This is a genomic window from Sphingobium sp. VMM (assembly GCF_056790315.1).
The window spans coordinates 174,127-185,666 of the sequence record NZ_JBXGSI010000010.1 but is presented as its reverse complement, the minus strand read 5'-3'; the positions used below and the strand labels follow the sequence as shown (position 1 = coordinate 185,666).

Below are 11,540 nucleotides of genomic sequence, written 5' to 3'. Positions count from 1 at the left end.
GCTTACCGCCGCAGTTCCAGATTGTAGACATCGGCGAAGTTGAAATCCTTGGCGACGAAGATGCCGACCTCCTCACCCTGATTCTTCTTCAGGACCGGCCGGATATTGATATTGTTCTGCAGAGCGATCGCCGCGCCTTCGCTGGGCGCCCGCGTTACATTGTTGAAATTGCCGTTGCCGCTGGAGGCAGCCTGTCCGGCGATATAGGCGGCATCATCGACCAGCGAGAGGAGCAGGGCGCCGCCAAAACGCGCCCAGGAGAAGCTGTCGACCGCGCCTGCAAGCCCGGCTCGGCCGAGTGCATCGGAGCCAGGCGAGGCAAGATCGATCCGCACGCCCTGGGGCGTTACCGCTCGCGTCCAGAGGACGAACAGGCGATTTTGTCCTTGCTGGATGCCGCCGCGATATTCGCCGAGAACGCGCGTGCCCTTTTCCATGAGTACGACCCGGCCATTCTCGGAATAAACGTCCCGCGGAATCAGGCAGGACGTGTAACCGGGCTGCGCGGAATTGATGGCGGTTTGCAGGATACAGGGGATCAATGTGCCCGCCGTAATCAGAAAGTTGCGGTTCGGCAGCATCGAGGCCCGCGCTTCCCCGACCGACGAGCTTTGCCGCAGAAGATCGAGCGCGTTGGGTGCCCTGCCCTCGCCGCTCTCTGGCGATCCGGCAACGTTGTCAGGCGCTTCGCCGACGGCCCCTGCAGCTGTGGGCGCGCCAGCCTCGCCGCCGAGATCGCGACCTCCATAGGCAATCAGTGTGGACCGCCGCGCCTGCTCGGCAAGCGTTGGCCGAGGGGCGCTGGTTCCGCTCGGTGACGCGCCCGGCTGCATGGCGGGGACAATTTGACCTTCGGGGCCGGGAACGCCAGCGGCTGGATTGAGCACCGGCGCGTTGGGGTCCGCGCCGGCTGCCCCGAGCGGCCGGCGTTGAGGGGCGACCGCAGCATAATCGACTGTTTCCCGGGCGACGATATCGGGGCGTTCCCGCGCTGCGCCTGCCGGCGCGGTGAGGTCGCGAGACGAGGCTTGCTTGCCCGTGCCGGAATTCACCCAAAGAATGCCCAGGACCATCGCCGTGCCGGCGAAGATCAACGCCGTGTTGCGCCGCGCAGGCGTCATGCCGCCGATCGGCTCGATTCCACGCTCGTGAAGAATTTCGTGCCTTTCGGGCGTTGGATCGGCACCGGGCAGCGGGCGCACAACAGGGGACGGTTCATCGGCCATGGTTCATTCCTGCGGATGGGTGATGGTGCGCTCGACGTGAGGCGATCCGGTATTCGTTCCATGATCGACGCCATAAGGTTCGGCCGCCTGGTTATAGATGCACAGCACCTCGCCGCCCCGGCGCAGGCGCAGTTGGCGCGCCACCAAATGAACGACGACGAATTCGTCGCGAACGTCGAACGGAACCAGCGTTTCGGACCCGTCTGGCCTCACCAGATAAATGGCAGGAACTTCCCGGTTCGCCGGAAACCGCAGCACTGTGAATTGGCCATTGTCGGAGACCTCCGACGGCTGCAGATCGCTCGAACCCTGAACCTTGTAATTCATGTTGCGCGACCCCTCGATCACCGCATGATCGAGGGCACCGCGAACAGCCTGGGCCTCCAGTGCAGCCGCTTGCATCGCGATCTGTGCTGCTCTCAGGCGTTGGGCTCGCGCCGCCTCGTCCCTCGGATAGCGGAAACGGACCTGGAAATAGGCCTGGCTGGTGCGACCGGTGATCGGACCACTGCGAGCCGTGAGTTCAAAGGCATAGCTTCTTAAGGTTCCGCCGCGAGACGTGGTGACGATAAGGTTGGTCGGCCCAGCGCGTTCGCGCGGCTTGAGGAACAGGATGTGGCCAGCCACCGCCACCTCCCAGGAGACGGTGTCGCCCAGCGCGACGTGTTGGATCGTCTCGTCCTCGCTGAGGACAATCTGGGTTGCTGTCCGGAAAGTCCCGACGATGCGATAGACCTGCGCCTCCTCATAATCGACGAACTTGACGCGCGGGTCAGACGCAGCGCCATGCGGGACCTCGACCGCATGGGCAGCAGACGGGGATGCAAACGCGATGATAACCGCAGCGACCAATATTTTCATCGGACCACCTCCGGGTCGGAGCGGTAATTCTCGACCTGGAAGCCGAGCGGGTTCCGATAGCGATCACCTTCGGCCATCGGCGCGTTGGCATAAGCGAAAGTGACCGTGGCGATCCAATCGCTGCTCTGCGTATCCGTCTCGGTCTGGATCTCCCGCGTAAAGCGCACGTTAGCGACCCGATCATTGATGAAGGCGATGTTGCGCACTCGTGTTTGCACAACGACGTTCTTCCCCCAGGCGTTCTGCGGACTGGCGGCATTGTTGTTGCTGAAGAAGCGCGCCCAGCGCTGCTGCTCCGCAGGCTGCGACAGGATCGTTACGAAGCGGAAATTCTCCTCGGCAGCCGCCGGTATCCAGCTTTCACGCGTCCGGACATATTGCGCGAGAAAGTATTTTGTGACCGCCTCATCATAGCGCATCGGCCGCTGGGTCAGCGCCGTCTGGACATCCACCGCGCCCGTCGTCTGATTGACCCGAATGACATAGGGCACGACGGTCTTGAGCGGGGCCAGCGCGGCGACAGCAAAAATGGATGCCGCCGCCAGGATCGAGGTTACCGCTGCCACGGTCCAAGCAATACGTGTCGATCGCAATGCCGATCGAACCCTGTCCTGGTCCCAGCTCCGCGCTTCCTGGAAATAGCGTTTGAGCCCGGAAGTAGGCACCGCCTCCGCGCCATTGTCAGCAACTCGCATAACGAATGTCCTTTGGCGCAAAGGAAACCTTGTCATCCGGAGGCGCTGGCACCGCGGGCGGAGGCGGTGGATCGCTCACCTGCGGATGAGACAAGGGAGGAATGGGCGGCGCAGGGCGCGGCGCTGTAGTCGCCGGCACCGGCGATCCGGGCAGAACGCTCCCATAGATATTCACGTCCCGCAGATGGTGCCCGTTGCAAACGGCCAGCTTCTTGGGTCCGGATGCGCATGCCGCGAGGCCCAGCAATGGGAGGGCACCCATCAGACAGAACGTAACCGGACGGATGGTGAACGCCGATTTTCGTGGAAAGGGCAAAGTCATGATCATGTCTCGCTATGCCGCTTCGATGGAGCCACCACGGCGAGCGGCGCGCTCCAGATTGCGGCTGTTGCGCGCAATGCGGCGTTGTCGGAAGGGAGATGCCATCGTCCCCCAGGCGGTCCCGGCGAAGGCACCAACCCCGGCGGCGGCCCCGCCCGCAATGCCGGTGGCGATGGCCGGAGCCTGGAAGAAGAATATGGTCCCGAGAAAGAGATAGACCGCGAAAAGAACCGCACCGATTGTCACATCAGCTTTTGATTCGGCAGCTGCGATTGCGATGCTGCCCAAATCAGAAATGAGCGTCGTAATCGCGATGATCACTCCCATGAGAACTATGTAGTTGAAGACCTGCCCGAGCCATCCATGAAAGAAGCGGCGCGTAGGTTCGAACAATGCAAGTGCAATAAAAATTGGCCCGATGGCGATAATGATGGCCAGCGCTATTTTGGCAAAAATAGTAATTGCGAAACCGATCGCGGCGGATAATCCTGCCAGCGCGTATATGCAAACGGCTAGTGCGATCAGCACCAAGCGCATCGGATTAATTTCAATGTACGTCGCAGCTTTGGCGCGAATTATGAGAACTATGCTGTCGGCTTGATTGAAGTAGTCATCAAATGCGGCGCCCACGCTGGTGATGGTCCGCCCGGAGAGTGCCTGCGAGAGTGCGTCCGGCATCCCATGGAAAATAGGTGTGGTGATCCACTCGGAATAGGCGACCGTCGTTGCGGCAATATACAGCAGGCAGAGCTTGACCATCCGGTAGAACAGTTCGCCCCAGGGTTCGCTAATGATACCGCGCATCACCATGTAGCCGAACAAAGCGATATAAATGACAAGCCCGACGGCGAGTGGTCCGCGAACAACCTCAACTACGTTTTGAAGACGCTCGTTGAGGAACAGGTCCAACTGATTGTCGACCTGCATATAGAAATCGTTGAACAGTGTAGAGGCCATTGCGTGTCAGCTCGCTGTCAAAGTGACCGCTTCAGTTCATCGAGATCTTTAACGTCCTGAGCATTTACGCACTCGCGGGAACTTGGATGGGTCCCATTCGCGCAGTCCCTAAGCGTTTGATTCCGCAGATCGGTGTTACTGCGATACTCATCTTTTCCGGTCGGCGGTTTGCAGCCGAGCAAGCCAACCAAAGTAACGCTTACGACAATGGCCCGGAGCATTACGAGCCTCCCAAACTTGCCGACAGGTCGGCTAAATCCTGCTCATCGTCGCGCTGCATTTGAAGACGACGTTCTGACTCCTGCCGCATCCGCAACGCCTGCAACTGCAGGGCATCATTTTGGATGTGGGCGTTTTCGACCCCTACCCTTGCCTGGATGTCCATGACCTGTTTCGCGTCCGAAGCCGTATCGAGCGAGGTGCGCAGTTCTTCCAAGCCCGCTGTGCGTTGGGCCGAGACGCCATAGGCCGACTCCGCGATCGCGGCATCGCGGGCGGCTAGATCGCCACTCCGCAACAGAGTGTCGCGCGACGCGCGCTCATAGGCTGAGGCGCCTGGCCGCAGGTCCGGCAGCGCAATGCGGTTGGCATCGCGAATCCGGGTCGCGGCACTGCCAAGCGATCCCAGGCTGGCATTGTCCGACGACATCAACCTGCCGAGGTCGCGGGCCTCGCGCGGCAGAAGATGGCGCATCGCGTCGGTGGAAAGCGAGGGGGCAATGCCGTTGACGTCGGTGACCTGATTGAAGCTACCGTAGAGCTGCTTGGCCTCGGCGATCTGCTCCTTGCCCTGCTCGATCATTGACAGGGTGTTCTTGACCGTGGCGAGCGCCTGCAAATAGCCAGAGCTGTCATAGACCGGTATGCCTTGGGCGGCGGCCGGACCTGCTGTTCCCAAGATAATCGCACCGATCGCTGCGATTTTGCCTTTACGCATAGCTCATCCTTTCCTGCTCGATGGAGACCGACGCTGCTGGTGAAAGAGGGGCAGCCAGTTTTCGGGATCGTCGCCGACCTCGGCGCGGATGGCGTCGAGCAGCGTCACCGTTTCCGTAGTGCCCGAGAGAACTGCCAGCTCGTCGGAGAGACCGCCAAGATCGAGCTCGACGATGATTGAGTCATGGCCTTGCTTGACCAAGAACCGGCGGGATTCCGGATTCAGATCGTGGCGGATGAGCTTGAATTCCGCCTGGGTCAGACCTAGTCCATCGACATAGTCCGTTTCGCGCCCATAGGGGTTGGGCAGTAATATCTTGGTCGCAACCTGCTCCATGATGCTGTGCGAAATGTCCGAACGCAGCGCATCCGCAGGGCTTTGCGTGCCGAAGACAAGAAAGGCATTCTGCTTGCGGTAGGTCTTGAGGCCATCCTGCGCAAAGGCGCGGAAGGCGTCATCACCCAAGGCCTTCCAGAATTCGTCGATGTCGATCACGAGCCGCCGGCCGTCGAGGAGACCGTCGATCCGGTGGAACATGTACATCATGAGCGGCGTGCGGACTTCGGGGTTGTCGAGAAAATCGGTCATGTCGAAGCCGACAAACGGCGCCTCAAGCGACAAAGCGTCGATCTCATTGTCGAACACCCAGCCGAGCGATCCGCCCCGCGCCCATTTCTCCAGCCTAGCGCCGATGCCTTCCGGGTCGCGCTGGCCGAGCAACTGGCGAAGCGCGAGAATGGACCGGTCCTCCGGCGCGAGGCGTCCGAGCGAGGCCAACCCCTCGTCGATCATGCGCTCTTGCGTGACGCCGAGCTGACCTCCGACCGGCGTCACCAGCTGCCGGATCAGGCGCCCCAGGAAAACAAGATTGCGCGGACCATAGTCGAGTGCCCGCAGAGGAGCGAAACCTGTAGGCTCCCCATTCTTCAGCGTGAGATAGATCCCGCCCGCGGATCGGACATAGATCTCCGCGCCGCGGTCTTTGTCGATGAAGATCTGCTGCGCGCCCGTCTTCTCGAGCTGCGCCATCAGAAAATTCTGGACGACGGTCTTGCCCGCGCCGGAAGGACCGATGATCAGTGTGTGACCCAAGTCGCCAACATGGAAGTTGAAATAATAGGGCGATTGCGCGGCCGTCTTCATCATGGCGATCGCAGGCCCCCAATGGTTCCCCTTGGCCCGGCCCGCAGGATAGGTATGGAACGGCGCCAAGGCGGCAAAATTGCGCGAGGTGATCGCCGCCGGCCGCGCCCGCCATGCGAAATTTCCGGGCAGCTGCGCCCAAAACGCTGCTTCGAGCGCTGGTCCTTCGCGCGCCGCCACCAAACCAGCATCGGCCAATGCCGCACGCGCGGCCGAGAGATTGTCGGCAAGCCGCCTCTGGCTCTCGGCGAAGACCGCCAGCGAGAAATGATGCTCCCCGAGCACGAACCGGTTGCTTTGCAGATCGTCGGCGGCATCGGCGAGATCGAGCGCCTGGCTCGCTGCGGCATCCTCGGTCGAGGCCATCTGGTTTTGCCGGCGGCGCAGCCGTTCGGCTGCCCGCGCCTTGCCCATGAAGGTGAAGGATTGCGAGACGACGAAGGCGAAATCCTGGCCGAGCAAGGCATTCATCTGGCCCGGGCGCGTCAGCGCGGGATACTCTCTGATCCCGAAGATACCCTGCCAGCGACTTGCGTCATGGGCGCGGATCTCAACTGTCTCGCGTCCGAAAATCACGCGCTCGCCATAAAGCGCCGATCCCAGATGACCGCGGACGAGCGGAACCCTGGATCGCGCACCCATCATCACTTGCTCGAGCACCTCAAGCGGGGCGGAGAAGATCAGGCCATTATGCTCGTAGAGGGCGAGGCGCGCCGGACTGCAGCGGCGGAGCAGCTTCTCGATGTCGCGCGCCTTCTCCTCGAAGCGCGCGAGTTCATCGGGATCGACCTCCTCCTCTGCGGCCTTGGCTTTCGCGATCCGCTTGAGCAGCAGCCCGGTCCGGTCGGCCGATCCGACTGCCGGACGCATGAGAAGCGTCAGATAATGCTCATTGACGAACATCCGCTTGGCGGTGACGCGCGCCCGATATTTGCCGTCGAGCTCGGCGGCGAACTTTGAGCGAAACTGCCCTTCGGGATAGTCCCCTACGGCTGAGCGGACGACATGGGTCCAGATCGCAAGCCGATCGTCGGCGATGTTGCGCCAGGTGCCGTTGAGCTTCTCGTGCCAATCATTGAGGTGGATCGGATCAGCCGTCTCGAAAGCCAGCCCTTCGAGACGGAACATCATCATGAGATCGCCGCTATCGAGCGCAATCACATCGGGCGTCACATGGCGGGCATAGGGCAGATAGCGCCCGGGCTCCGCCTCTCGGGCCAGAACCCGCCAGGGGGTCTTGCGTGGCGGCAGCTGGGCGGCGGCGCTAGCCACGCGCGAAACCCTTGCGCTTCATCCCCGCGACCGGTAGCGGCGAATAGGAACTTCCACCCCACCAGCCGCGGTTCCGGCAGCGCGCCTTGGTCAAAGTCCATAACCATAGCAGGCGAAATGCATTGGCGTCGTGGCGCACGATGAGGCGCGCCACCGCGAGGCACGCGCCGCCGATCGCCATCGCGTAAAGCGGATTGCCGCTGACGATCAGGGTGAGACAGGCAGCAAGCGCAATCGGCAAGGATGCTTCGAGCGGCACGCCCAGCCACATCGTCGGCCGGGTCACCGCAAGGAAAAGCGTTTCCTCGCGCAGCCGCTCGTTCGAGGGCGCTGCCTCCTTCACGCGCCACCTGTGATGGTATCGACGATCCACTGCGCGCTGAAGACGATGAAAATGCCGACGATGACCGTCACCAAAAGGCCAAGGCTCGCCCGTCCGGTGAAGAACATGAAACCGACGATGACGACGGCGATGACCGCAATCGTCTTGGCAAAGGTTCCCGTCAGCCAGGTCTTGATGTTCTCCGCCATCGAGGTGATGCCGTCCGCGCCTTGCGCATGAGCAGGATCGCTCAGCAGCAAAGAGAGAAGCATCGCCAGGCCGACGATGCCGGCGATGCGCAGCAGAAGACGCGCCCATTGGGGCTGGGAGCCCAGGCGGGCGGTGATCGCTGTCATGGATGCTGTCCTTTCTGAGAAGTTGTCCCGTCCCCGAAGACCATGAGCGAGGCTTGCCGGGCATCGGCGGCGGTGTTCCAACCGGCCGCCTGCGTCGCTGCGAGCCCAGAGGGTTGCCGTTTGGCGATCGCCGCGTCGGCAAGCTGGACGCGCGCCGGCAGGACCGGCGCTGTTGGCCTGCCGCGGATCAGGGGGATGATGGTCGACGCGCTGGCATAGACTCGGGCGACATAACCATTGCGAAAGCCGCGCCGCCGATCGCCGGTATTGTAGAGCGAGAGCGCTGTTGCGATCGCATGGTCCGAACTCTGGGCGGAGTGCGCCACCGACTGATAGTTGGTCGTCAACACCCGCGCGGCGGCGGCAAGGTTGCGGCACGGCTCGAAGGCATCCTCCACCGAAAGACCGAGCCATCCGAGGTTGGCGCTGTTGATCTGCCCCAAGCCCAAGTCGATGTTGTAGCCTTGGCGAATGAGGCGACGCGCTACGGCAATCGCCTGTGCCCTCGTCGCCGGCGCCGGCTTGCGCGCACCCGGACTGTTGACCCCGATCGCCAGCGTGTTGAACCGGCTTTCCGTGTGAACGATCGAGATCAGCGTCTCAGGCGCCACGCTTGGCGCGCATGAGCCGGCAAGGGCGAGGAGACTGGCGACGTCGAGGATCATTGAGCGAGATCCTGCAGCCGCTCGATATGGGCCAGCGAGTAGGTCTCGCGGCGTCCATCGCTGAAGGTCATGACAACCCGGCGCCGCGTTGCGGAATCGCGATCGTAGACCTTGGTACGAGCAACACCGCCGCCGCTACAGGCGGGAAAAGAGCCGCCGGTGGCCAAGCGCTGCCACAACCTGGTCATGGGCGCGACGCACTGGGCATATTGCGTCGCGCCACCAGGATTGGAAAGGCACAGTAGAACCTGGCAGCCCAAGTCATTCGCTCGCACGGGAGCCGGTTGAAGGGCGGTGCCCATGGCGAGCACCGCCAGGCTGAGAGTCACGCGTTGCATCGGGTCATTCCCCCGCGAGAGACACCTCCCGCGTCGGGAATTGGCGTCAGCTATCCGTTGGATTTCACCTCTCTTTTGTTCCGCCCGGCCCCGATTTCGGCAATCCCCCCAGCCGGGGGGAGTTGGCCTGTGCGTTGCTGGTCTAGGAATTCGGCCAGCGCACCTTCCTGATCGGGCCGCAGCGCGTCGATCGCCGCCAAATATTCGGGTGGATCACCCTCGAGCAGGATGGACGGACACTGGCCATCATAATTGCCGAGATTGGGGCGGTGCTGCTGATAGCCGACAAGCGCGGCAAGCTCTGGATCGAACGCACGGGCCGCATTGGGCGGATAGGTCAGCCATTGATTTTCGTAAGGTTTCAGCCAGCCCAGGCAATAGCTGACGATGATGCCACGCCGGATCGCACCGGTCATGTTGGCGCCGGCGCTATGCAGCGTGGAACCGAGGAAGAGGATCGCCGAGCCCGGCTCCGCCTCAACCGCCATGGGCTGCGCGTCCTTGACCGCGGAGCCGGCATTATGGCTCCCGGGCCAGATCAATGTCGCGCCATTTTCAGCTTTGAACGGAGAAATCGGCCACATCACGTTGACGAGATATTCGATCTCGCCGGTCGGGCCGCGCCACATATCCTGATCCCTGTGAGGAAACTGCGCCGGCGCTCCTGGATGCAGTTCGAGCGCCTGCGTCAGGTTGAGCTGGATGGTATCGCACCAAGGGTCGAGAACCGACCGCACCAAACACATGATCGCGGGATGGCGCACGAGCCGCTCGACAGCAGGTACGCGTTTCAAAAGGCCGCCGAAGCGCTTGGTGCGCGGACCGTAGAAGCCGCCCTGACAAAAGGGTGTGGCGGCAAAACGCGGATCGAGGGCCTGATCGATCTCCGCGATCTCTGTCTTGGATGCGATGTCCCGCAACACGCAGAAGCCGTGCCGCTGCAAATCGTCATCGACCGCAGGTTCGACAGCTTGGCGATAGGTGGAGAGATTTGTCATGGTGCCCTCCTCAAGCAGCCTTGGCTAGATCGGCAAGGCCGACCGAGCGCCAGATGCCGCTGGCCTGCAGCTGCTCGCGGGTGCGGCCGTCGATGTCGATCTGTAAGGCCACAAGGCAGCGTCCGCGTGTCGAGCCGGGGGTGCCGAGGGGACGGCATACCCAGCCAAAGCTCAGGATCTGTTGGAACCAGGACCACTCAGCGACGCCGGTGTAACTGCCGATATGATTGCCGAGCGCATATTCGACGAGCGCGGACACCAGCCGATTGCGCACCTCCAGGCGCTCTCGTGCGCGCAATCGTCGTGCAAGACAAAAGCGCGTGATCTCGAGGATCGCACCACCCTGGGGAGGCGCTTGTTCACATAGTTCGGAGAAAATCGTGCCGAGAATATGGTCACCGGTCGTGGGAAGCAGCCGCGCCGAGGCAAGATGCTCGCCCTCGGCGTCGGCTATCACGATGTAAACGGCACGGTCATTGTCGAACTGGTCGATTTCATAGCGGCCGGCGACGACTGGCACGTCCCAGCGCAGAAGATCGACAAATACCCGTTTGCGTTCCTCGAACATCGAACGGAACAGGCGGTTCTCCATGGCGCGGGCAGCGCCGGTTTCGATATGCATGACAGCCTCCTTTGGTGAGGCGGTCAGTCGATCAGGCCTGCGTCCTTTCGGTTATCCCCAGTCCTGGGGAGATCATCGGCCGAAAACATCTGCGAAGCTGATCTGTCCATCGAACAATGCGCGGATCGCCAGCAGCGTGCGCTTCGTCACGCCGTAGCGGTCGCGCGCATCCTTTACATGCTGGATCACCGTTTCCTGCCCAATGCCGAGGATTTGGCTAATCTCCCAGTCGGTTTTCCCGCGCGCGACCAGCGCTACACATTCAGCCTGACGCTCAGTCAGGCTCGGGCCTTCGCATGGAGCTTGAGTTTGCCGGGACAGTCTGCGCGCAGCTTCGAATGCGAAGCTGCCGATCAGCTGGACGAGCGGGAGCTGTCGTTGATCGAGCACGTCGCCTGACCCCATGGCGAATGAGCAGGACCCATTCACCTCACCAGGAATATGGGCAGGAACCGTGAAACGATCGCCCAGCCCGGCGTCGTGCGCCTCCGCCAGGATCGACCGATCAGCAGCGCTAAGCGTGATGAGGGATTGAACCGACGACCAGGCAAAGCCGATATTGGTGCGATGGCTGGCCCGGTGGATCGGGTCACTGGCATAGAGGCGACGCGCCTGGAAACGCTCCACCCATTCTGGCGGATAATCGACGATATGGACAGAGCTCACCGCTGGCTTGAGGTCGATATGGTGGACCAGGGCAAAGTACCGAAAACCCATCTCACGCGTGATCTCGGCCATCAGGCCGGCGAGTGCTCGACTGTCCTTGATTGTCGCGGCGACCGCGCAGAATTCCTGAACTTGGCCAAGCCCGATCATTATGGCCCAA

General features: G+C 62.1%; 14 protein-coding genes. All 14 read right to left on the bottom strand.

Going from position 1 to position 11,540, the window contains the following annotated elements; all coding sequences use genetic code 11:
* Window positions 1-2: 2 nt before the first annotated feature.
* Window positions 3-1,226 (bottom strand): type IV secretion system protein VirB10, encoded by a 1,224-nt coding sequence (gene virB10 / locus ACUCV3_RS15000; RefSeq protein ID WP_482240725.1) that lies wholly within the window; start codon window positions 1,224-1,226, stop codon window positions 3-5.
* 3 nt (window positions 1,227-1,229) lie between these two features.
* Entirely contained in the window at window positions 1,230-2,087 is an 858-nt protein-coding gene (gene virB9, locus ACUCV3_RS14995) for a P-type conjugative transfer protein VirB9 (RefSeq protein ID WP_482240724.1), read from the bottom strand.
* Complete coding sequence (locus ACUCV3_RS14990; RefSeq protein ID WP_482240723.1) at window positions 2,084-2,782, bottom strand: VirB8 family type IV secretion system protein; 699 nt, start codon at window positions 2,780-2,782, stop codon at window positions 2,084-2,086. Before ACUCV3_RS14990 ends, virB9 begins: the two co-directional genes overlap by 4 nt.
* Before the next feature lie 334 nt (window positions 2,783-3,116).
* Window positions 3,117-4,061, bottom strand: a complete 945-nt coding sequence (locus ACUCV3_RS14985; RefSeq protein ID WP_482240722.1) for a TrbL/VirB6 family protein — start codon at window positions 4,059-4,061, stop codon at window positions 3,117-3,119.
* 17 nt (window positions 4,062-4,078) lie between these two features.
* A complete protein-coding gene (locus tag ACUCV3_RS14980; protein WP_189622083.1) occupies window positions 4,079-4,282 on the bottom strand; it encodes an EexN family lipoprotein in 204 nt (67 codons plus the stop codon).
* On the bottom strand, window positions 4,282-4,998 hold the full coding sequence (locus ACUCV3_RS14975) for a TrbJ/VirB5 family protein (RefSeq protein WP_482240721.1): 717 nt from the start codon (window positions 4,996-4,998) through the stop codon (window positions 4,282-4,284). Before ACUCV3_RS14975 ends, ACUCV3_RS14980 begins: the two co-directional genes overlap by 1 nt.
* Window positions 4,999-5,001: 3 nt before the next feature.
* Window positions 5,002-7,413, bottom strand: a complete 2,412-nt coding sequence (locus tag ACUCV3_RS14970) for a VirB4 family type IV secretion/conjugal transfer ATPase (RefSeq protein WP_482240720.1) — start codon at window positions 7,411-7,413, stop codon at window positions 5,002-5,004.
* Window positions 7,406-7,756: a VirB3 family type IV secretion system protein gene (locus ACUCV3_RS14965; RefSeq protein WP_374412777.1), complete on the bottom strand. Its 351-nt coding sequence runs from the start codon at window positions 7,754-7,756 to the stop codon at window positions 7,406-7,408. Before ACUCV3_RS14965 ends, ACUCV3_RS14970 begins: the two co-directional genes overlap by 8 nt.
* Window positions 7,753-8,091 carry a TrbC/VirB2 family protein gene (locus tag ACUCV3_RS14960; protein ID WP_021245259.1) on the bottom strand — a complete coding sequence of 113 codons (339 nt, stop codon included), beginning with the start codon at window positions 8,089-8,091 and terminating at the stop codon, window positions 7,753-7,755. Before ACUCV3_RS14960 ends, ACUCV3_RS14965 begins: the two co-directional genes overlap by 4 nt.
* Entirely contained in the window at window positions 8,088-8,756 is a 669-nt protein-coding gene (locus ACUCV3_RS14955; protein WP_482240719.1) for a lytic transglycosylase domain-containing protein, read from the bottom strand. Before ACUCV3_RS14955 ends, ACUCV3_RS14960 begins: the two co-directional genes overlap by 4 nt.
* On the bottom strand, window positions 8,753-9,094 hold the full coding sequence (locus ACUCV3_RS14950) for a hypothetical protein (RefSeq protein ID WP_482240718.1): 342 nt from the start codon (window positions 9,092-9,094) through the stop codon (window positions 8,753-8,755). The genes ACUCV3_RS14955 and ACUCV3_RS14950 overlap by 4 nt, the downstream gene beginning before the upstream one ends.
* Window positions 9,095-9,144: 50 nt before the next feature.
* On the bottom strand, window positions 9,145-10,092 hold the full coding sequence (locus ACUCV3_RS14945) for a phytanoyl-CoA dioxygenase family protein (RefSeq protein WP_482240717.1): 948 nt from the start codon (window positions 10,090-10,092) through the stop codon (window positions 9,145-9,147).
* Window positions 10,093-10,102: 10 nt separating this feature from the next.
* Window positions 10,103-10,714, bottom strand: a complete 612-nt coding sequence (locus tag ACUCV3_RS14940; RefSeq protein ID WP_482240716.1) for an acyl-homoserine-lactone synthase — start codon at window positions 10,712-10,714, stop codon at window positions 10,103-10,105.
* A 72-nt stretch (window positions 10,715-10,786) separates the two neighbouring features.
* Window positions 10,787-11,530, bottom strand: coding sequence for a LuxR family transcriptional regulator (locus ACUCV3_RS14935; RefSeq protein WP_482240715.1), 744 nt, complete (start codon window positions 11,528-11,530; stop codon window positions 10,787-10,789).
* Window positions 11,531-11,540: the final 10 nt, after the last annotated feature.